Origin of the sequence: Flavobacterium sp., assembly GCF_039595935.1 — a bacterium.
Classification (GTDB): Bacteria; Bacteroidota; Bacteroidia; order Flavobacteriales; family Flavobacteriaceae; genus Flavobacterium.
In genome coordinates, this window is the sequence record NZ_JBCNKR010000006.1 from 1,166,307 (window position 1) to 1,189,299 (window position 22,993).

At 34.6% G+C, this 22,993-nt stretch carries 16 protein-coding genes; 5 read left to right on the forward strand and 11 right to left on the reverse strand.

Annotated features, from left to right (window positions below; all coding sequences use genetic code 11):
* Nucleotide 1: 1 nt before the first annotated feature.
* The gene (locus tag ABDW27_RS14890) at nucleotides 2-1,324 is read right to left on the reverse strand and encodes a pitrilysin family protein (RefSeq protein ID WP_343696619.1); all 1,323 of its coding nucleotides are present in this window, start codon (nucleotides 1,322-1,324) and stop codon (nucleotides 2-4) included.
* A 274-nt stretch (nucleotides 1,325-1,598) separates the two neighbouring features.
* On the opposite strand from ABDW27_RS14890, the gene rplU reads away from it, so the two are divergent.
* The gene (rplU, locus tag ABDW27_RS14895) at nucleotides 1,599-2,036 is read left to right on the forward strand and encodes a 50S ribosomal protein L21 (RefSeq protein ID WP_343696620.1); all 438 of its coding nucleotides are present in this window, start codon (nucleotides 1,599-1,601) and stop codon (nucleotides 2,034-2,036) included.
* A 24-nt stretch (nucleotides 2,037-2,060) separates the two neighbouring features.
* Nucleotides 2,061-2,321, forward strand: coding sequence for a 50S ribosomal protein L27 (rpmA, locus tag ABDW27_RS14900; protein ID WP_008466657.1), 261 nt, complete (start codon nucleotides 2,061-2,063; stop codon nucleotides 2,319-2,321).
* Nucleotides 2,322-2,560: 239 nt separating this feature from the next.
* On the opposite strand, the gene ABDW27_RS14905 is transcribed toward rpmA, so the two are convergent.
* Nucleotides 2,561-5,317 carry an AsmA-like C-terminal region-containing protein gene (locus tag ABDW27_RS14905; protein ID WP_343696621.1) on the reverse strand — a complete coding sequence of 919 codons (2,757 nt, stop codon included), beginning with the start codon at nucleotides 5,315-5,317 and terminating at the stop codon, nucleotides 2,561-2,563.
* A 50-nt stretch (nucleotides 5,318-5,367) separates the two neighbouring features.
* Nucleotides 5,368-5,949 (reverse strand): tRNA-(ms[2]io[6]A)-hydroxylase, encoded by a 582-nt coding sequence (locus ABDW27_RS14910; RefSeq protein ID WP_343696622.1) that lies wholly within the window; start codon nucleotides 5,947-5,949, stop codon nucleotides 5,368-5,370.
* Between the two features lie 113 nt (nucleotides 5,950-6,062).
* Between ABDW27_RS14910 and ABDW27_RS14915 the strand changes: the two genes are divergently transcribed.
* The gene (locus tag ABDW27_RS14915; RefSeq protein ID WP_343696623.1) at nucleotides 6,063-7,304 is read left to right on the forward strand and encodes a glycosyltransferase; all 1,242 of its coding nucleotides are present in this window, start codon (nucleotides 6,063-6,065) and stop codon (nucleotides 7,302-7,304) included.
* Nucleotides 7,305-7,360: 56 nt separating this feature from the next.
* On the opposite strand, the gene ABDW27_RS14920 is transcribed toward ABDW27_RS14915, so the two are convergent.
* From ABDW27_RS14920 to porU, 8 genes are all read right to left on the reverse strand, one after another.
* Nucleotides 7,361-8,239, reverse strand: coding sequence for a helix-turn-helix domain-containing protein (locus ABDW27_RS14920; protein ID WP_343696624.1), 879 nt, complete (start codon nucleotides 8,237-8,239; stop codon nucleotides 7,361-7,363).
* Between the two features lie 99 nt (nucleotides 8,240-8,338).
* Complete coding sequence (locus ABDW27_RS14925; RefSeq protein ID WP_343696625.1) at nucleotides 8,339-8,869, reverse strand: carboxymuconolactone decarboxylase family protein; 531 nt, start codon at nucleotides 8,867-8,869, stop codon at nucleotides 8,339-8,341.
* Nucleotides 8,870-9,237: 368 nt separating this feature from the next.
* On the reverse strand, nucleotides 9,238-11,085 hold the full coding sequence (locus ABDW27_RS14930) for a leukotriene A4 hydrolase C-terminal domain-containing protein (protein WP_343696626.1): 1,848 nt from the start codon (nucleotides 11,083-11,085) through the stop codon (nucleotides 9,238-9,240).
* A 135-nt stretch (nucleotides 11,086-11,220) separates the two neighbouring features.
* Nucleotides 11,221-12,861, reverse strand: coding sequence for a 2-oxo acid dehydrogenase subunit E2 (locus ABDW27_RS14935; protein WP_343696627.1), 1,641 nt, complete (start codon nucleotides 12,859-12,861; stop codon nucleotides 11,221-11,223).
* A 6-nt stretch (nucleotides 12,862-12,867) separates the two neighbouring features.
* Complete coding sequence (gene pdhA / locus ABDW27_RS14940; RefSeq protein WP_343696628.1) at nucleotides 12,868-13,866, reverse strand: pyruvate dehydrogenase (acetyl-transferring) E1 component subunit alpha; 999 nt, start codon at nucleotides 13,864-13,866, stop codon at nucleotides 12,868-12,870.
* A 159-nt stretch (nucleotides 13,867-14,025) separates the two neighbouring features.
* Entirely contained in the window at nucleotides 14,026-14,508 is a 483-nt protein-coding gene (gene cdd, locus ABDW27_RS14945; protein ID WP_343696629.1) for a cytidine deaminase, read from the reverse strand.
* 75 nt (nucleotides 14,509-14,583) lie between these two features.
* Nucleotides 14,584-15,792, reverse strand: coding sequence for a type IX secretion system outer membrane channel protein PorV (gene porV, locus ABDW27_RS14950; protein ID WP_343696630.1), 1,209 nt, complete (start codon nucleotides 15,790-15,792; stop codon nucleotides 14,584-14,586).
* Nucleotides 15,793-15,834: 42 nt separating this feature from the next.
* Nucleotides 15,835-19,668, reverse strand: a complete 3,834-nt coding sequence (porU, locus tag ABDW27_RS14955; RefSeq protein WP_343696631.1) for a type IX secretion system sortase PorU — start codon at nucleotides 19,666-19,668, stop codon at nucleotides 15,835-15,837.
* A gap of 213 nt (nucleotides 19,669-19,881) precedes the next feature.
* Here porU and gldJ point away from each other — a divergent pair, with 213 nt between their 5' ends.
* Both gldJ and murF read left to right on the forward strand, forming a co-directional pair.
* A complete protein-coding gene (gldJ, locus tag ABDW27_RS14960; protein WP_343696632.1) occupies nucleotides 19,882-21,564 on the forward strand; it encodes a gliding motility lipoprotein GldJ in 1,683 nt (560 codons plus the stop codon).
* Between the two features lie 116 nt (nucleotides 21,565-21,680).
* Complete coding sequence (gene murF / locus ABDW27_RS14965) at nucleotides 21,681-22,967, forward strand: UDP-N-acetylmuramoyl-tripeptide--D-alanyl-D-alanine ligase (RefSeq protein WP_343696633.1); 1,287 nt, start codon at nucleotides 21,681-21,683, stop codon at nucleotides 22,965-22,967.
* Nucleotides 22,968-22,993 lie beyond the last annotated feature (26 nt).

Below are 22,993 nucleotides of genomic sequence, written 5' to 3' on the forward strand. Positions count from 1 at the left end.
CTTAGTTTTGAGATTTTGAAGAAGGAACATAATCTAAAATTAAGCGCTGATTTGGGTTTAGATATTTTTTTGCCACTTCTCTGATTTCTTCTCTGGTAATTGAATGGTAAATATCAATTTCTGTATTAATTAAATTTACATCTCCATAAAGCAGATAATACGAAGCCAGATTTTCGGCAATTCCTTCTACACTCGAATTGGCATTTACAAAGTTATTATCGAATTTGTTTTGCAATTTTTCGTAATCTTTTTCAGAAATCAAATCGGTTTGGATTTTCACGATTTCTTCATCCATTTCTTTTAAAATATCGGCGGTAGTATTTGGTGCCATTGGCAAACCATATAATATATAAGTTCCGTAATCTTCCTGACTAAAACCAACAGCTCCAATTTGAAGTGCCATTTTTTTGTCATCAACAATTTTTTTGTACAATTTTGAGCTTTTGCCATCGCTTAAATAAGATGAAATCAGGTCTAAAACTCTGGCATCTCTGGTTTTCATTGAAGGCGTTCTGTACGAAGCAACAACCATCGGAATCTGAATGTTCGGGTCTTCATAAGTTGCTTTTATGGTTTGAGTTATAGGTTCTTCAACGTAAGTTTGTTTTTTTACATCTTCCCCTTTCGGAATTGGTCCAAAATATTTCTGAATCCATTCTTTTGCTTTCGTTTTATCAAAATCTCCGGCAACAACTAAAACCGCATTATTTGGTGTATAGAATTTTTTATTGAATGCCTGAAATTCTTCAAGAGTTGCCGCATCAAGATCTTTCATAGAACCTATAGTTGTCCAGCGATATGGATGATTTTTGAACATATTTTTTTTAACTTCCGGAAGAATGTTTCCGTAAGGCTGATTGTCGTAACGCATTCTTTTTTCTTCTTTTACAACTTCATTTTGCGTTTCAACTCCAATTTTATTAATAATTGGATGCATTAATCTTTCAGATTCCATCCATAAACCTAATTCTAAATTATTTGATGGAAAAACTTCGTAATAATACGTTCTGTCGTCAGATGTATTAGCATTGTTAACGCCTCCATTTGCGGTTACGATTTTCATCCATTCGCCGCGTTTTATATTTTGAGTGCCTTCAAATAATAAATGTTCGAAGAAATGTGCAAAACCAGTTCTGTCCGGGCGTTCGTCTTTTGAACCAACATGGTACATTACAGAAGTAATAACTACCGGAGCTGATGGGTCGTTATGCAGAATAACATGCATGCCATTGTCTAAATTGTATTCTTCAAAAACTACTTTTTGAGCATGAGCTACTCCGCCAAGCATTAGTGCTGCACTTAACATCATTATTGAATTTTTCATAAAGATTAATAAAATTATAGTACCTGTAAATAGGATAGGTAGAAAAGAGTTGATTTTGTTACATCAAAAATAACTTTTTTTAATTAGCATTTAGCGATTTGTCTTTGTTTTGAACGCAATTTAACAATCTTTTACCCCTAAATAGCTTTGATAAATTTAAAAAAGCCTTGAAAAACAGTGGTTAAAGGGCTGTAAATATTTTTATTGCAAGAGATTGCACAGTAAATTATTAGTTGTATATTTGCAACCTTAAAAATCAATAAATCAATTTGGTATGTATGCAATCGTAGAGATAGCAGGGCAACAATTTAAAGTAAGCAAAGACTTAAAGGTTTATGTTCACCGTTTAGCTAACGAAGAAGGTTCAAAAGTTTCTTTTGACAAAGTTCTTTTATTAGATGACAACGGAAATGTAACTTTAGGCGCCCCAGCTATAGAAGGTGCTTCAGTAGAAGCTAAAGTGTTACAACACTTAAAAGGTGATAAAGTTATCGTTTTCAAAAAGAAAAGAAGAAAAGGATACAAAAAAAGAAATGGTCACAGACAATATCTTACACAAATTGTAATTGAAGGTATTACTGCAGCAGGAGGAACTAAAAAAGCAGCAGCTAAAAAAGCGGTTGTAGCAGAAGAAACAGCTACTGAAGAAGTAGAAGCTCCAAAAGCTAAAAAAGCAGCTCCAAAAGCAAAGAAAGAAGCTACTAAAGAATAATAACAATATTTAAACTCATACGTCATGGCTCACAAGAAAGGTGTCGGTAGTTCGAAGAATGGTAGAGAATCAGAATCAAAACGTTTAGGCGTTAAGATTTATGGTGGACAAGCTGCTATTGCTGGTAACATCATCGTTAGACAAAGAGGTTCAAAACACAATCCAGGTGAAAACGTTTACATTAGTAAAGATCACACTTTGCATGCAAAAGTTGATGGAGTTGTTAAGTTCCAAAAGAAAAGAGATAACAAATCTTATGTATCTATTATCCCATTCGAGGCTTAATATTTTATAAAGATTTACTTTTATAAAAAACCCGTTCTGAAAAGATCGGGTTTTTTGTTTTATTAGAATTTGTATAGTTTTTTGTTTCTAAACCCGACAGGTTTTTAAAACCTGTCGGGTTTCTGTTTAGGCAAGAAAAAAAACCTTTGTCAAAGTTTTAAACTTTGACAAAGGTCGATGTGTATTTTTAAATTGGAATTTGAAGTTTTAAATTTTGTAATTTAAAAAAATAGAAATTTCTATTCAGTATCCTTAGTTTCCTCCAAATCCTCGGTTTTACGTCCTACTTTTACTTTAGGATTATCCTGAGTTCCGGTAACGGTTAACGGAATTCCGAATATGCCAAATGGAGGTAATCCTAAACGCATCTTTAAGTTTAGTTTTCCGTCAAGACTTGTTGTTCCTTCGATTCTTGGTCTAAAGCCGGCAAACTTAAATTTAAAACGCTCTACGGTCATGATATTATTCTTGATCGTACTTTTGATGTCAACTTTTGAAACGTCAGGATTTTTCATCGATTCAGAGCTTGTTTGTTTGCTTACGGCATTAAACATTTTCAAGCCTCGCACTTTTACATCTTTTACAGAAAGTACACCACCACCAACTAATGAAGGATAAACGGGTTCCATATTTCCGTTTAAGCGGCCTTTTAACTGATAATCTAAAGAAACAATTCCCTGCGCTTTTTCGGCGGCACTCGCCATTTTTCTAAAAACTTCGATCTCGTTATAAGCTCTTTTAATATCAAAGTCTGATGCTTTAATTGTATAATCGAAATTTGCTTTTTGAGGTGTTACAGCTTGATAATTGGCATTCATAACAACATTACAGCCAATTAAATTAAAGCCAGTATTTTGCATCGTCAATTTACCTTTATTCATAGTTAAATGTCCTGTAGCATTTTGAAGATTCAGTTTGTCAAAATTTACTTTTTGAGCATTTGCCAGCAACTGTAAGTTTAAATTTGTCGGGATAATTATAACGCCTGTTTGTTTGGCTTCATTTTTTGTTTCTGGTTTTGGAGCAGAACTTTTGTTTACAGATGCATCTGTTGTTGTATTCGACATAAACTCGTCTACATTAATATATCTCGCAGAAACTTTAAAAGAGCCTTTTAAAACGCCTGTATTTGTAGTTGCGTAATTAAAAACATTTTGCAGGTAGCCATTCATTTTAAAATCAGACTGCCCGTATGCGGCCAAAAAGTTATTGAAAGACATTTTATCCTGATTGATTTTGAAAATCCCTTCTTTAATAATGAACTTTTTAGGAAGATATTCTGAAGTTACCCCAATGTTTCTTAATTCAAGAGTTCCTTTGTTATTTAATTTGCTGTAATTTCCTTTTTCGGCGTCACTTTGTTTTCCTTTAAGAGCTAAATCAGCTTTAATAAAACCGTCTAAATCCAATCCTTTTTGAGAAAACACTTTGTAGATTTTGTTTACATCCAGTTCGCCTTTGGCTTTAATGTCGTACGTTAAATCATTAAAATCACTTAAATCAGCTTCTACAAAAACCGGTTTTCCTTCAAAGGTAAACTGAGCTGGTTTTAGCTTAATTTTTAAGTCGTCAAAAGTTCCTTTTTGATTGTCGATTTTAGATTTAATAACAATATTCGTAATTGGGTTTGGATAATATTTCGTTTTTAGATATCCGTTTTCTAAATCAAAAACTCCTTTTGTAATAGGGAAAAGTTTGTTTTTTTGATCGTATTTACCGTTCGCCTGAATATCTCCCGCAAGCGATCCTTTTAATTCAACATCCGGAATTCCTAATGCCTTTGTTAATTTAGCAAGGTCCATTTTAGCTTTAAAATCGGCATTGATTTCAGGAGTATTGGCGCCTTTTATAAAGAATTTTGATTTTAAATAATCCTGATTGATGTTTAAAGAAACATTTTTAGCATCAACTGTTAAAAGATCAGGGTTTAATGACGGAACTTTTGTTTTAACATCTAAATTCAAATTTGAAACCGGAAAAGCACTTTTCTCATAATTGACAAATCCGTTGTCAATTTTTACATCCAAATTCAAATCGGGTGCAATGTTTTGTGACGTGATGTAATTTCCTTTTAAAGTAAAAAGAAGATTGGTGTTTCCTTTTAATTCTGTTTTAGAAAGCCAGGTAATGTATTTTGGCGGAAAAGCAGTAAATACATGATACAAATCGCTATTGTCTGATTTTATAACAAAATCCATATTATAGCCATCTTTCAAGATGTCAAATTTTCCTTTAAAATCGACCAAAAGCTGATTGATTTTAAGGTTGTTCTGCTGGAAGAAAAAAGACAAAGAGTTGATGTTTACTTTTGTAATTAAATCAGCATCGACTTTTTTGTTCATTAAATACGGTTCGTCTTCATAGATAATGTTTAGCTTTTCAATTTTTGCCTTCGAATATAAATCAAAAACGGCTTTGTTTAAATCGCCTTTTCCCAGATAATTAAAACCTAATGCATCAAAATGTACTTTTGTAGATTGATCATCGTAAATAATTTTACTGTTTAAAATTTCGATTCGCTCTAGTTTTAAAGCAGTATCGCTGCTGTCTTTAGATTTTGAAGCCTGTTTTTGAGATTTGTAAATATTATAATTCGCTTCTCCGTTTGGATTCACTTTTACATTTATAAAAGAATCCGATAAATATATCTGGTCAATTTTTACCGATTTACTAAAAATTAAACTGGCAACATTTATCCCAAAAGAAACTTCTTTTGCAGTAATAAACTTTTCGGTTTTATATGGTGCAGAGCCATTTAAGCTTAAATTGTCTAAGGTTAAGGTTAAAGAAGGGAAATGGCGAAAAAATGAAACTGAAACATCAGAATAGTTAAGCTCAGCGCTTAATCTTTCGTTGGCCGTTTTTTTGATCTGTTCTTTGATCTGATCTTCAAAAACAATTGGCGTTAAAAATAATAATCCTAAAATAACAGCGAAAGTTATCCCTAAATACTTCGCAATTTTAAATACGATTGATCTGGATTTACTTTTTGTCATAACGAATTGTGGTGTTTAATATAAAATAGAATGAAAATAGAGAGTACAGTTTATCCGTGAACGGTTTCACTTTTACCATAATTGGTAATAATAGAACCTTCATATTCGATCCATTCTTTCCATCGTTTATCGATGTCTATATTGTCCTGATATTTTCTGGCAAAACCTAAAAAAGTGGTGTAGTGACCAGCTTCAGAAATCATTAAATCACGATAAAATTTAGCCAGTTCTTCGTCTTTTATATTTTCAGAAAGTACTTTAAAACGCTCACAGCTTCGGGCTTCGATCATGGCAGAAAACAATAAACGGTCGCAAAGCGCATCGCGTCGGCTTCCGTCTTTTTTCATAAATTTAAAAAGTTCATTAACGTAATGATCTTTTCGTTCGCGTCCTAAAGTAAGACCGCGTTGTTTTATAATGTCATGAACCATTTGAAAATGCTCTAATTCTTCTCTTGCAATAACAAGCATTTCGGTTACTAATTCTTCGATTTCAGAGTTATAGGTTACGATACTAATAGCATTTGAAGCTGCTTTTTGTTCGCACCAGGCGTGATCCGTTAAAATTTCTTCGATATTTGACTCAACGATATTGACCCAGCGAGGGTCTGTAGCTAATTTTAATCCCAACATAATTTCCCAGCATTTAGTTCTTGCAAAATTAGTGTTTTTTATTACTAAAAATCAGGAAATCTCGTGTGATTGCGCGGAAAAAAGCATTATTTTGTAAGTTGAAACCAATTACGATGAATCAGCTAAAAAAACTTTTAATTATTGGGTTTGTCTGGCCGGAGCCAAATTCTTCAGCAGCAGGAGGAAGGATGATGCAGTTAATTTCTATTTTTAAAGAAAATGGATTCGAAATTACATTTGCAAGCGCGGCTCAGGATAGTGATTTTATGGTTGATTTGTCTGAAAATGGAGTAATCAAAAAAAGCATCGAACTAAATTCATCCAGTTTTGATGATTTTGTAATTGAATTAAATCCAGATGTTGTCTTGTTTGATCGTTTTATGATTGAAGAACAGTTTGGCTGGAGAGTGACAGAGCATTGTCCAAAAGCAATTCGAATTCTTGACACTGAGGATTTACATTGTTTGCGAACAGCACGTCAAAAAGCTTTTAAAGAAAACAGAAAGTTTAAAATTCCTGATTTATTATCTGAAGAAGTTGCTAAAAGAGAAATTGCGAGTATTTTAAGATGTGATTTGTCTTTGATTATTTCTGAATTTGAAATGAATATCCTGACGAAAAATTTTAAAATAAACTCAGATTTACTGTTTTATCTTCCTTTTTTAGTTGAAAAAATGACTGAAAATGATCTTCAGGAACTTCCATCTTTTGAAGATCGTAAGAATTTTGTTTTCATTGGAAATTTTCTTCACGAACCTAATTGGAATACGGTTCAGTATTTAAAAGAAGCAATTTGGTCACTTATTAGAAAGGATTTTCCAGAAGCTGTTTTAGAAATTTACGGCGCATATCCGTCGCAAAAAGTTTTACAATTGCATCAGCCTAAAAATGGTTTTTATATCATGGGAAGGGCAGAAGATGCAAATGAAATTGTTAAAAAAGCAAGAATTGTTTTGGCGCCAATTCGTTTTGGAGCTGGTTTAAAAGGGAAATTATTAGAAGCGATGCAATGCGGAACTCCAAGTGTAACAACTTCAATTGGTTCTGAGGCGATGCATGCTGATTTGCCCTGGAATGGTTGTATTGAAGATAATCCGAAGGAATATGCTGAAAAAGCGGTTTTGCTTTATCAGAATGAAAATCTTTGGAAACAAGCTCAAAAAAACGGTATTGCTATTATTAATGAATGTTATCAGAAAGATAAATATTCGGATACTTTAATTGATTTGGTGAATTCGCTCTTAGTTGATTCAACAAGCCATCGTCTGCATAATTTTATGGGAAATTTGCTGCAACATCATGCGTTTAAAAGCACCATGTACATGTCAAAATGGATTGAAGCAAAAAACAAGTAATAAGTAACAGTTTACAGTAATCAGCGGACTGCGACTGAAAACTGCGACTGCAAACTTTAAGTGTCCATTTTGCCAAAACCAACAGTTTCCCGATAAATTTGAGGTGAAACGTCTGCATTGGTTTTAAAAAAACGACTGAAATAATGTTCGTCATCATAACCTAATTCGTAAGCAATCTCTTTTACCGTTTTATTAGTCAGGTACAATTCTCTTTTGGCTTCAATAATGATTCGTTCCGAAATTAAATCGGTTAAGGTTTTATTGAAATAATTCTTGGATATTTTTGCTAATGCTTTAGGAGAAATATTTAATAATTCGGCATAATTTCCGGCTGAATGTTTAGTTTTAAAATTCAGTTCGATTGCGTCTTTTAAATTTTGAAGAATTACAGGTTCTTTTGAGTCTTTAAATGATTTTATTTCTTCCAGCTGTTCTGTTTTTAATCTTGAAGCTGTGATTAAAAAGATTTTTAAGTATGAAATCAATAATTCATATTGAGCTAATTCTGCATTCTGAATTTCGGATTTCATTTGTTCAATCACCATTTTAAATGTCTGTTCTGCTTGTTTCGGAACCTGAACATAAGGCGGCTGATAGATATTATTGAACAAAACGCCATTGCATGAAACCTCTTTTTGATGCATGTGAATGCAGTAAAAGTCAGGATGAAAATGAATGGCAATTCCTTCAATTGGCTCGTTTACGCAAAGCATAAAAGGCTGATAAGGAGAAAAGGCGAGAAGAGAGTTTTCTTCAAAATGATGTTCTGCAAAATCGGCTTTTACTTTACCGTTTCCTTTTGTGACCCAAATTAAAGAGTAATAATTGTTTCGCTGTAAATGATCAAAATGGCTGTTATCATCAAAAGGAAGAATTTTGAATGCTAGATTGCCATTCTGCGGATTTATTAAAGTGAAAACATTTTGAGAACTCATAATTTTGTTTTGGTTTTGAAAATATAAAGATAGTCATGAAATGAATTCACAACTATCTCTATAGCTTGTTTTTTGTTATGATGATTGTGTAACTTTTAATTAAACAGCCGGAAAGTCAATTACTGTATTTGCTGTATTGTTAAAGTAGTTTGTTAAAACATTTAAAGCTACATGTCCGATAGTTTCTGCAATTTCAGCATCAGAAACTCCTGCGTTTTTAGCTTTGTTTACATCTTCGTCGTTTACTAAACCATATTTTCTGATTAATGTTTTGGCTAATTGTAAAATTGCTTCTGTTTTTGCGTCGGCAGAATTTCCTAATCTTGCTGCTTTTAAAACTTCAGGATCTGCTTTTATTAATTTTTCTCCAATGAAAGTGTGAGCAGCTAAACAATAATCACATGAATTACTTTCTGAAACGGCCAGAGCAATTAATTCTCCTGTTTTGGCACTTAATTTTCCGTGGCTTAATGCACCGCTAAAATTTAAATATCCTTCAAGAACCGCTGGAGAATTTCCCATTGTTCTCATCATGTTAGGTACAACGCCTAATTTTGCCTGAACTGCGTTGAATAAATCTTTAGTTTTTCCTGTTACTTCTTCTGGGTTTAATGCTGTTAATCGTGCCATCTTATTTAATTTTTAATGTTGTTATTTGTTATTGTCTTTTAACATTACAAAGGTGCGACGATTACAGATTTTAGAACATGGAGAATGTACGCTATGTGATGGATAATTTTCCCTGGATAGTTTTTTGAATGAAAAAATCCCCATTTACATTCGTAATCGGGGATTAAATAATTATGATTTATCCCGAAGGGATTACATATCGGTAGAAAAAATATTATGCATTATGATTATTTGTCCCGTCAGGGACTAAACTATTCGCTGTAATGTATAGTCCCTGATGGGACAATAGGAACGATCGCATTTTTTTTCTACCGATATGTAATCCCTACGGGATATAAAATTGTAAACGGAATTTTTGTGGTTGTTTTTTATTTCAAAACACCTTCAACTGCCTGAATAGTTGTCGCATGATAACCAGATTTTGCTTTGTCAAAAATCTGTTTAGCCCAAACTTTTCCTTCCGGAGTTTTAACCATTTCTTTATAAAGCATCATTACAGATCCTGTTCTGCTGATTCCAATCAAAAATTGTTCAATTGCCGGATCGGCAGCTTTGTACTGATGACGAATTGCCTGAACAAACCATTGACGTTTGATAATGAAATTACCACCTTTTGTAAAGTTGAATTCTTTATCAATTGCTTCCATTTCTTTTGCTGTAATATCAGCAGGAAGATGATCTATAAAATGCTGTTTTTCGGCAGTAGTTGTGATTTTTTTGCTTAAACCAGTAACGCCGGTTTCTCTCCAGCTTTTTTGAATCGCGTCAATAGCATCAAATTCTGCTGAACTTACAGGAAGAATATTTGACGGAATTCCCGGTTTGTAAATCCAGTTGTCTAATTGGATTTTATCTGCTAAAGCTTTGTCTCCTTTAATAAGATTTTCGTTTAAATACTTAACAAAATCTTCTGTTGTAATAGATTGAAATGCATGAGAATCGAAGTAATTCTTAATAAACGGATCAAATTTATCACGTCCCACAGCGTTTTCAATAACTCTTAAAAATGAATATCCTTTAACGTAAGGAATCTGGCTGATACCATCATCAGGATTTCTCCCTGTAAGACTTACTTTTAATCTTGTGTCAGGATTTGTATCACCATATTCGGCAACGTTGTCAACCAGGTCTTTGTTGGTAATAACGTTTTGCATGTCAAATTCTTTCTTTCCAAAAATAGCTTCGCCAATTCTGTGTTCAACATAAGTAGTAAAACCTTCGTTTAACCAAATATCATCCCATGTAGCGTTTGTAACTAAATTTCCGCTCCAGCTATGGCCTAATTCATGCGCCAATAAACTTGTCAGAGAGCGATCTCCTGCGATTACTCCCGGAGTTAAGAAAGTTAAATTTGGATTCTCCATTCCGCCATAAGGGAAACTTGGAGGTAAAACCAATACATCGTAACGTCCCCATCTGTATGGTCCGTATAATTTCTCAGCGGCATTGACCATATTGCCAAGCTCGGCAAATTCCCAAGCCGATTTTTTCAGCATTGATGGTTCTGCGTAAACTCCGGTTCTCTTGTCGATAGCTTGAAATTCGATATCTCCAACGGCAATAGCCATTAAATAAGATGGAATCGCTTTGTCTTGTTTGAAAGTGTAAACGCCAGTATCGTTTTTCTTCTGTGGATTTACTGCGCTCATAACCGCCAATAAATCTTTAGGAACTGTAACTTTTGCATTGTAAGTAAAACGAATTCCTGGCGAATCCTGACAAGGAATCCACGTACGTGACCAAACGCTTTCTCCCTGAGAAAAAACAAAAGGTTTCTTTTTGTCTGCCGTTTGTTCTGGTTTTAGCCATTGTAATGCAACACCATCTTTAGTTGTGTTGTAGTAAATATTTACTTTAGTTGTATTTGGCTCAATTGTAATATGAAGCGGTTTTCCATGAAATTCGACATCTTTTCCAAGCTCAAATTTTGTTTCTTTTTCGTCATCACCTAAAGTTACTTTGGTAATATTTAAAGTGTTTTCGTCGAAGATTATCTCATTTCCTTTGCTGATGTTATCAATAGTCCATGACGCTTTTCCTGAAATGGTTTGAGTGTCAAAATCGACTTTGATATCAAGATCAAGATGTTTTGCAACAGCAAGTTCTGGTTTAGAATAGCTGTGTTCATCAACAATAGCAGTAGTTTTTTCTGTACTTTCTTTTTTCTGGCAGGCTATAGCCGTCAGAAACAAAGCGGCAAGAACTAGTTTCTTCATTTTGTGAGTTTTTGAATTTGAGGATGAAAATTAAACAAAAAATCCCGTTCTGAATAAACAAAACGGGATTTAATTATGAATTACATTCGATCGGCTTTGTGTGTCTTCGACTTCGCTCAGACTGACAAAGCTGAATTATGCCAACATTGTAACTGGACTTTCGATGTATTGTTTTAATGTTTGTAAGAACTGAGCGCCAGTTGCACCGTCAATTGTTCTGTGATCACAAGCTAATGATAACATCATTGTGTTTCCAACTACGATTTGACCGTTTTTAACTACTGGTTTCTCAACAATTGCGCCTACAGAAAGGATGGCAGAGTTTGGCTGGTTGATAATTGAATTGAATTCAGTGATACCAAACATACCAAGGTTAGATACTGTAAAAGTACTTCCTTCCATTTCTTGTGGCCCAAGTTTTTTGTTTTTAGCTCTTCCGGCAAGATCTCTTACTGCGCCGCCAATTTGAGATAAACTCATGGCATCAGTAAATTTCAATACAGGAACAACTAATCCGTCTTCAACAGCTACAGCAACACCAATGTTTACGTGGTGGTTGATGATGATAGCATCTTCTTTCCAGGTAGAGTTGATTTTTGGGTGTTTTTTCAATGCTAAAGCACAAGCTTTGATTACCATATCGTTGAAAGACACTTTTGTATCAGGAACGCTGTTGATAGCAGTTCTTGCCTGCATAGCTTCGTCCATACTTACTTCGATCACTAAGTTGTAGTGAGGAGCTGTAAATAATGACTCAGATAAACGTTTAGCAATGATTTTACGCATTTGAGAGTTTTTGATCTCTTCTGTGTAAACTTCTCCCGCAGGAACAAATATTTTTGCAGCAGGAGCAGCAGTTTCTTGTTTAGCGGCTGGTGCAGAAGTTGTAGTTTGTGCTTGTGCAGATGGAGTAAAGTTTTCGATATCGCTTTTTACGATACGTCCGTTTTCTCCAGATCCTTTAACTTGTGATAATTGAATTCCTTTGTCAGAAGCAATTTTCTTAGCTAATGGTGAAGCTAAAATTCTTCCTCCATTTGAAGAAGTTTCAGCAACAGCTTCTGTAGCTTGTGCAGCAGCAGGAGCAGCTTTTGTTTCTTCTGCAGCAGGAGCACTAGCAGTTGCAGCGCCTCCGGCAGTAAAGTTATCAGCGATTCCAGAGATGTCAGTTCCTGCAGGTCCAATGATAGCTAATAAACTGTCAACAGGAGCAGTGTTTCCTTCCTGAATTCCGATGTATAATAATGTTCCGGCATTGAAAGACTCAAACTCCATAGTAGCTTTGTCAGTTTCAATTTCGGCTAAAATATCTCCTTCAGCTACAGTATCGCCCACTTTTTTCAACCAGGTTGCCACTGTACCTTCTGTCATTGTATCACTCAAACGAGGCATTGTTACTACAACAACACCTTTTGGTAATTCAGCTGCAGCTTTTGCAGGAGCAGCAGTTTCAGTTTTTGCTTCAGCAGCTGGAGCATCCGCTTTTGGAGCTTCGGCAGCAGCAGCACCACCAGCTAAAAGAGCAGAAATATCTTCTCCTTCGTTACCAATGATGGCTAATAATGAATCAACCGGAGCAGTTTCTCCAGCCTGAATTCCGATATGTAAAAGAGTTCCTTCGTTAAAAGATTCGAACTCCATTGTTGCTTTATCTGTTTCAATTTCAGCTAAGATATCACCTTCGCTTACTTTGTCGCCTACTTTTTTAAGCCATGTTGCTACCGTTCCTTCCGTCATAGTATCGCTCAAACGAGGCATAGTTACTTTAATTGCCATGATCTATTATAATTTATGAGGTGTAAATGGATAGTCTTCTTGTGCGTATACTACATCGTATAATTGTTGTAAGTCTGGATATGGAGATTCTTCAGCGAATTTCGCACATTCTTCAACTAAGTCTTTAACTCTTTGGTCAATTACTTCGATTTCTGCTTCTGTAGCATATTTTTGATCTAAGATTACATCAAGAACTTGTGTAATCGGGTCGATTTTTTTGTACTCTTCAACCTCTTCTTTAGAACGGTATAATTGAGCATCAGACATAGAGTGTCCTCTGTAACGGTACGTTTTCATTTCAAGGAAAGTTGGTCCGTCTCCACGACGAGCTCTTTCCATAGCTTCATGCATTGCTTCAGCAACTTTTACAGGATTCATTCCGTCAACAGGTCCGCAAGGCATTTCGTAACCTAAACCTAATTTCCAGATGTCAGTGTGGTTTGCAGTTCTTTCTACAGAAGTACCCATTGCATAACCGTTGTTTTCAACGATAAATACAACTGGAAGTTTCCATAACATTGCCATGTTGAAAGCTTCGTGTAAAGAACCTTGTCTGGCAGCTCCGTCACCAAAATAAGTTAAGGTAACACCGCCTGTGTTGAAATATTTATCTGCAAAAGCAATACCAGCTCCTACAGGAATTTGAGCACCCACGATTCCGTGTCCGCCATAAAAACCATGTTCTTTAGAGAAAATGTGCATAGAACCTCCCATACCTTTAGAAGTTCCTGTCGCTTTTCCTAAAAGTTCAGCCATTACGTTTTTAGGATCAACTCCCATACCAATTGGCTGCACGTGGTTTCTGTAAGCAGTAATCATTTTGTCTTTCGTCAAGTCCATAGCGTGCAATGCACCCGCTAATACAGCTTCTTGACCATTATATAGGTGTAGAAAACCTCTAACTTTTTGTTGAATGTATAATGCTGCAAGTTTGTCTTCAAACTTTCTCCAAAGCAGCATGTCTTCATACCACTTTAAATATACCTCTTTTGTAACTTCTTTCATCTGAATTCTTTCTTTTGCTAAAGTTGTTTGTGTTATCGATTATTGTGCCTTTACCGCAAAATAGTTTCCTCCCACAAATTTGCGCCCGAAAGGTCGGGATGCAAAAATAAGACATTACATTTAAGAACTAAAATTTAAACGATACTTTTTGGCTTTTTTTTACAAGAACTTTTTATCAAACATAAAAGGGAGTAAATTTTTTAGGGATGCTGATTTGTAAACTTCGCCAATTTCTCCCATAAAATAAATTTCGATAGGGGTATCCTGCTTTATTTCATATTCTGCAATTGACTGACGGCAAGAACCACACGGCGGAATAGGTGCTTTGGTTTGATTCGTGTCTGAAGCTGCTGTGATAGCCATTTTTAAAATTTTTGCTTCAGGATAAGCACTTCCTGCATAAAAAATCGCCGTTCTTTCTGCGCATAATCCCGACGGATAAGCAGCGTTTTCCTGATTTGAACCTAGAATTACCTGTCCGTTATCAAGAAGAAGTGCGGCACCAACTCTAAATTGTGAATAGGGCGCATAGGCTTTTTTACGAATTTGAACAGCCTGATTCATTAAATCCTGAATATCTTTTGAAAGTTCATTGATGCTGTCGTAAATGGTAAATGACGATGTAATGCTTATTTCTTTCATTTTTATAGGGGAAAAAAAATCCAAATTTCTAAACTTCAGAAATTTGGATTGTAATTGTTTTTGTATGTTTTTTATTTAGTACGTTTCGTATTTGTCGCCAAAGTTAAAGGTTAAAGAGAAACGAAGTGTATTTTCTAAAGGATTTTTAACTTTTGATGCTGAAAATAAATACGAAACATCAATTCTCATGATATTGTATTTAAAACCTGCTCCTAAAGAGAAAAACTGTTTAGCTCCTTTCATTGGGCTTTCGTGGTAATATCCTAAACGCATTGCGAAAGAGTCCTGATACATATATTCAGCAGCGGCACTATACGTTATTTCTTTTAATTCTTCACTGAAACCATCAGGTGCATCTCCAAATGATTTAAAAATTCCTTCTACCCAGCCCGTGTCTTTATATTTATTATAGCTAATTGCGTCTGCTTCTGATTGTGAAATATCTTCCGGATCTGTAAAATCGCCGTCTCCGTTTGCGTCAACCGGAGTTCCGGGTCCCGGAGGAGTTGGAACTAAAAGTTTTGTAAACTCTACACTTACCCCAAGTTTGTTATAGTCATCAAATATAAAATCAAAGCCACCACCTAGTCTTAAATTAGCCGGTAAAAAGTTTGAGCTTAAATCGTCATTATCATAACTGATTTTTGGTCCTAAGTTTTGAATATTGAAACCAGCTCTCCATCTTCCGTTGAAATCCTGGTAAGCGATTTCTTCTGATTGATAGAAACCAGCCACGTCAACAGCAAAAGAACTTGCTGCAGAAGCATCTACTTCTCCAGAAGGAATTTTCAGGTTAGACCTAATATATCTCCCCGCAACAGCCATCGAGAATGTTTCACTTAATTTTAGTGAGTAAGATCCGTCTAGAGCAAATTCGTTTGGACTTACTTCTCTGGTTGCTTCGTTAGGGTCGCCTGTTTCTCTTAATTCGATTCCTCCAAAACCAAAATAGCGGAAACTTGCTCCAAAAGCACTTTTTTCATTGATTTTGTTGTAATACGTTAGCTGACCAAGTGAAATATCATTCGCAAGATCGGTTAAATAAGGTGTGTAGCTGATAGAAAGCCCTTGTGCGTCTTCTGCAAAGGCATATTTTGCCGGATTCCATTGTTGAGAAAAAACATCTGATGATGTGGCAACGCCTTGATCTGCTAAACCTGCAGCTCTCGCATCAGCTGCTACTAGTAAGAAAGGAACTCCTGTTGTAATAGGGCGCTCAATATTTTGGGCTTTTGCGAAGGAAATGACTAATAAACAAATTAGTAAAAGTGATATTTTTCTCATTTTTGGGACTTAATGGTATTTATGTTACAAATATATATATTTTTATAGAATGACCAATTTTTCGTATTTTTCTGCTTTTTTATTTGTTAAACTAGACCTTACAGTGAGTTTATAAATGTAAACTCCTTTTCCAATTCGGTCTCCAAAATCATCCTTTCCGTCCCATGTTATCTCTCTGGATAAAAAACCTTCTGTTGTAATGATTTGGTTTTTTGTCCAAACCACTTTTCCTGTAATTGTCATGACCTGAACCTGTACATCTAAAGGTTCATAAGGTCTGTTGTGCGAAAACCAAAACTGTGTGTAGGTTGAAAAAGGATTCGGATAATTTAAAACGTGTGTTAACTTTAATTCTTCGTCGCCTATAACCACAAATTGTATTTCGCTTGTTACGGGATTGTTATAAACATCCCATGCCGTAAAACTAATTGTATGAAGTCCTGCAGATAAATTTCTAAGCGGAAAACGTAAATTTCCGTTTGTATAATCATCTAATTTTGTTTGATAATAATCATTCAAAATATAAGGATTGCTCACGTCTCCATCCAGAACTGCTATAATATCATGACCAATTCCGCTGGCAGTATTTATACCATTTTCATCTTCTAAAAATGCCAAAAGAAAAGGCGATGCATTTGTAATTCCTCCGGACACAAAAGTTTCATCGTTCATATATAACTTAACTTTTGGACTTATATTGTCCTGAGGTGCATTTTCATTTATTCCTCCAATTTTTATGGTGTTATTATAACCCGTTTGGTTTTCAAGTGTTTGATTTTTTTTAGCATAAAAACTGATGCGTCCGTTGTCGACAGGTATGCGGATATCTCTTGGAACAACAAAGCTAAATTCAAACTGGCCGTTGGTTACAGAAGCATTGCCTCTAAATATTGTTTCTCCTAGGGTTTTGAATGACATTGCAGGGCTATATCCATCATTATTTAGTGTCGAAGTAGTTATCATTTTGTCGAAAATAGCAGTTGCAAGTTCACCGTTGTAATTACTTAAAAGAACATTATTTTCGTCTGTTATTTCTCCTGAAATTTTAATTTTTGATAGTGATTTAAAATCCGGAATTGGCTTCGAAATCACAATATCGTTTACTTTCGTTAAATTAATTCGTGGTTTCGGGATTGCTAACATCAAAGCAGGGTCTCCTATATATACAACAACATTACTGGCAGAACTTGGATTTTCATTTTTTGAAATTCTAAGAGATTCAGCAATACTATTATATTGATTTGAGTCATAAGATAGCAGGTTTTTGCTTAAGCTATCGTTGAAATTTTCGGCATTGAACTGGCCAATTTCACGAATAGTAGTTAACATAGAAATGGCCCCGCCTTTTGGATTCCAATATGTATATTCGCCGGCAGTTGGACGTGTAGGGTCGTCAAATCTTGAAAATTCGCAGGTAATGGTAATAAATAATGGGTATTTGTATTGATTATTCAGGTTTTGTCCGTCTGATTTTTCCCAAATTCTTTCGCCGGCAAGTCCGTCTTCACCTCCGTGACCTAAATAATTAAAAACTAAAGCACCTTTTTCGAAAGCGTTAAAAAAGTCGGTTCTTGCTTTTGGATATCTTGATCCTCCGGCAGAAGCTTCTTGTGTGTAAGCATCTAAAAAGATTTTATCAACATTTAAAAAAGGTTTTTCGGTGGCGATAACATCAGCTAGGTTATTTTGACGTGCTTGTAATGAAGCATCAGAACTTTGGTCTGAATCATCGCTTAATAAAACGAAATTGTTTCTCCAGTTGCCGTAAGATTTTGTATCATGATATTCTAAAACTTTATTCACCATTTCCTGAGCCTGCGAATTGTCTGAAACCAGCATTCGGCCCACGGCGATATCAATTCCGTCAAAAGGATAAGCAACAATTCCTTCATTAGCATCCATAAGTCCGAAAAAGTCATCAGATGCAAATGAAGCTTCGCCTGTAGAATTACTGGTTAAGGATTGATATATAGGTACAATATTCGTGTTGTTCGAAACACGATCTTTATAATCGTAAGAAGCGTCTCCAAATAAATTTAGATATTTTATTCTTTTATCGGTTGAAGAAGCATTGTCGTAAATGTATTTAACGCAGTTTCTAATAGCTGCAATATCTTGTTTTCCAGATGAAAACTCCTGATAGATATCTTCTAAAGAAATAACTTTTACGTTTAAATTTGAATTACTGCGATGAAAAACAGCCAGTTTTTCGGCCTGAGAAGCCAGAACTTTCGGTGTTATAATAGCATAATCGATATCCTGAAAACTGTTTTGATTGTTTCTGAAAAGAGTACCTTTTAAGTTTTGATTCACAAGTTTAGACTGGCTTTCTTTTAAAGGCGTGTAATAATCTGCGGCATCTATTGCGACATAAGTTCTGATTTCGCCCAGATTAGCTTTAAAACTAAAAGACGTCTGATTCGCATTTTCGATTTTTAATACATTATATAGGTCTGTAATGTCCCAAATTTGAGAAATTCCCGAGGCATTTGCGACAGTATAATTGGCAATTCCTGTTGTTGAACCTGCTAAATTATATTGAAATTTGAATTGTTTTCCGGTTCCGAGAAGTCTTCTTTTTGCGACTAGATTGATGTAGTCTAAATATCCTTTTGAGCCGGGAACTCCATTATTATTATAAGTTAATTTAATAGTAATGCTTTCTGCTCCTGTAAATGTGGTGTTTACGGGTAGTTTTTGCGTTAAATATTTGATTTCTGAACTAGCACTTAAGCTTGCGAAATTTAAAGTTCCAATATTTTGTCCGTTAGCAGAAATTGCAAATGAAGTAGGGGTAAAAGCAGCCGAAGCGGCATTTAATTCAATTTTCACAGGTACAGAAGTGTCAAGATTTGGGAAACTAAAAGTAAAATCCTGTTCTTGATTAATATCAAAAGATTCGCCCAGCCACTGACGGCCTAAGTGTACAATATTGGTCTGGTCAATTTCATGATATTGATAGTCATCAAACGTATTGAGTTCTAATGTGCTGTTTCCGGTTGGTTGATTAAAATTTGAAATTCTTTTTCCGTCACCTCCTGCTGTCGTAATATAATAATATGACTTATTGCTATAAAGGTTCAGGTTTGTCTGGCTTTCGCTGTTCCAATTATCGACGCCTTCAGCATAAAAAAGAATGTAATCATCATTGTTAAAAGTTCCGTCGCTTTCTCCAATAATCTGGATAGCATTTTCCATTAAATCTTCCGGATAATAGGTGTTATTAACAAGCGGGAGCATTCTGCCTCCGTTTCCGTAAATTTTAATCTTTCTTGGATCTGCTTTACCCGGGTCAAATCCAAGGCTTTGTAGAAAAGATCTTGATATTTTATAAACACCTGATTTTTCTACATAAAATCGATACCAGTCTCCAGAGGCTAAAACAGAGTTTGAAATAACTGCTGACTTTTGATATATAGATGAACTGCTTTTTGCTGCTGAATTGCTGATATTGTAAGAAAAAGATCGTATGCGTTTGAAACCATTTCCGTCTTTAATAATTGGGAAAAGATTAAGAAATAACTGTTTTTTGTCTCTCGAAGTGGTAATTTTTAGAGATTCATTTGGCTTATTTGGGATATTTTCTACTGCTAAATCCCCTAAATCAGCTCTTGAAATTGACTCAAAATTGACGTTTGTAATTTCGATTAAACTGTTGCCTGCAACGCTGGATTGATTCAAATTAAGCAGCAGACTGATACTTTTTTTAGTAATGTCGAAGCGAAATGCGTTTCCTGAAAAGTACGGAATAATGATTTTGTTGTCGCCGTAATTCATCTCTTTTTTGGTCTGCCAATCGAGCGTAAAGCTCCCATTTATCTGGGAAAATGATAAGATTGGAATTAGAAATAGGTATAGGATTACGGTGTGTTTCATTAGTTTAAAAACCGAAATTTAATTAAAAAAAAATTAGTAAGTAAAAATATAGTATTTCATGTTACAGTAAATAATAAAAAGTATATTTTTGCGTTCGTAACTAAAGGTTATTTTCTGGTAAAAAACAGCTAAATAAAATTATTAGAACAGATGTTGCTAATTAAATGTTAATTATTATATTGCAGCACCTAAATTTATCACCTAAGAATGAGTATGAAAGTAAACAAAATTGTAGTCTTGCAATTAATGATGTCAATGGTATTGATGTTGGGCACGGCTAGTTGTAGCAAAAAATCGAGTTCGAGCCATGCTTCTAGAGCAACAGGTTGGGATGTAGATAGTCAGAATGGAACAGCTGCTAGAAATGCTGGAAAAAAACAACAGGCTGGACCTGGTTTAGTTTTTGTTGAAGGAGGTACGTTTACAATGGGTAAAGTACAGGATGATGTTATGCACGATTGGAATAACACGCCAACTCAGCAACACGTTCAATCATTCTACATGGATGAAACCGAAGTTACCAATGGTATGTACTTAGAATACCTAGAGTGGTTAAAGAAAGTTTTCCCTCCAACAGAAGAAAATTACAAGAATATTTACGAAGGTGCATCGCCAGATACATTAGTTTGGAGAAATCGTTTAGGTTACAACGAAACGATGACTAATAACTATTTAAGACATCCATCTTATGCTGATTACCCAGTAGTTGGTGTTAACTGGATTCAGGCTGTTGAATTTAGTAAATGGAGAACAGACCGTGTAAACGAGGCTGTTTTAGAGAAAAACGGATATCTTAAAAAAGGTGCTAAAACTCAGGATGTAAGTGCAGAAAGTATATTTAATACTGAAACTTATGTAGCTTCTCCAACTTCAACTTATGGAGGAAATGAGGAATTAGTTTTAAAGAAAAACCCATCAGGAAAAAGAACTAAACCTGGAAAAGATGGTGCTGTTGAAGAGAAAAATGTGTACGCACAACGTTCTTCAGGGATTATCTTACCTGAGTACAGACTTCCTACCGAAGCAGAGTGGGAATATGCTGCTGCTGCTGATGTAGGACAAAGAGAATACAATATTTACAAAGGACAAAAGAAATATCCTTGGTCTGGAGATTATACACGTTCAGCTAAACGTAAAAACAAAGGGGATCAATTGGCTAACTTTAAACAAGGAAACGGTGATTACGGTGGAATTGCAGGATGGTCTGATGACGGTGCTGATATCACTAATAAAGTAAAAAGTTATGCTGCAAATGATTTCGGTCTTTACGATATGGCAGGTAACGTAGCAGAATGGGTTGCCGATGTTTACAGACCTATTATTGATAACGAAGCTAACGACTTTAACTACTATAGAGGTAACCAATATGCTAAAAACAAAATTGGTAAAGATGGTAAAATTGAAATCGTTACTACTGCTTCAATCAAATACGATACTTTAAGTAACGGTAAAGTTATCGCTAGAAACCTTCCTGGAGAAATTGCTCAGGTTCCGGTTGACGAGCAGGAAACTTACTTAAGACAAAACTTTAGTACAAGCGACAACATCAACTATAGAGATGGTGATAAACAATCTTCAAGATTCTTTGACTTTGGAGATTCTGAATCAGGTCCAAAACCAGATCAGGCTATGTACAACTCTCCTAAACACAATGTAACTGTTGACAGTTTAGGTAAAATGATTAGAAAATATGATAACTCTAGTAAACGTACTACTTTAATCGATGATAAAGTAAGAGTTTACAAAGGAGGTTCTTGGAGAGACAGAGCTTACTGGTTAGATCCGGCTCAAAGAAGATACTTCCCTCAAGATATGGCAACTGATTACATTGGATTTAGATGTGCAATGTCTAGAGTAGGTGCTAAAACTGAAAGAAGAAAATCACCAAGAAATTAAGATTTAGAAATTTCAATTAAAAAAATTCCAAATTCCAAAAGCTGAATATTTCAGTACGGAATTTGGAATTTTTTTATTGCTTTTTTCTATTTTTATACTCCATAAATAATTTATAAATGAATATTCAGGAAATTCATAACTTGTTTTTAAAATGCAGATCTCTTTCGATTGATACACGAAAAATTGAAAAAGATTCTATGTTTTTTGCTATAAAAGGCGAAAATTTTGATGCCAATACTTTTGCTCAGCAGGCACTTGATTTAGGTGCTTTGTATGTTATTATTGACAATGATTCTTATTTTATAGATGAAAGAACTATTTTGGTTAATAATAGCTTAGAAACGCTTCAGGAACTTGCAAAATTCCATCGTAATTATTTGAAACTGCCTATTGTTGCTCTTACCGGAAGCAATGGAAAAACAACCACAAAAGAGCTTATAAACATTGTTTTGTCGCAAAAGTTTAAAACCAAAGCTACTATTGGAAATTTAAATAATCATATTGGTGTTCCTTTAACTTTGCTTTCTTTTACAAAAGAAACTGAAATAGGAATCGTTGAAATGGGGGCGAACCATAAAAAAGAAATTGAATTTTTATGTGCAATTGCCCAGCCGGATTTCGGATATATTACCAATTTTGGGAAAGCACATTTAGAAGGTTTTGGAGGTGTTCAGGGTGTTATTGAAGGCAAAAGCGAAATGTATCAATATTTGACAAAAAACAATAAAATTGCTTTTGTAAATCTTGAAGATCCCATACAAATCGAAAGATCAAACGGTATCAAGTCTTTTACTTTTGGCATTAATAAAGAAAATGCCGATTTGAATATTAAAGATATTCAGGCAAATCCTTTTGTGGTTATTAATTACAATGATTTTGCGATTAAATCACATTTAATTGGACTTTATAATGCTAATAATATTAATGCGGCTGCAGCGATTGGAAAATACTTTGAGGTCGATGAAAGTGCTATAAAACATGCAATTGAAAATTATATTCCGGAGAATAATAGATCTCAATTGTTAAAAAAAGGTTCTAATGATATTATTCTTGATGCATACAATGCAAATCCTAGTAGTATGGCTGTGGCAATTACTAATTTTCTGCAATTAGAAAATCAAAATAAAATAATGATTCTTGGTGATATGTTTGAGCTAGGAGATGAAAGCAAACAAGAACATAAAATTATTGTTGATTCTTTATTAGGTCAAACTGAATCAATTTGCTATTTAATTGGGAAATCATTCTACGAAAATAAAATCGAAAACGACAAGGTTATATTTTTTGAGACATTTGATGCTTTTGCAGAATTTTTAAAAACAATAAACTTTAAAGATAATACGATATTGATAAAGGGTTCAAGAGGAATGGCTCTTGAACGAACTTTAGAATATATTTCATAAAAAAGGCCTTCTGTTACAGAAGGCCT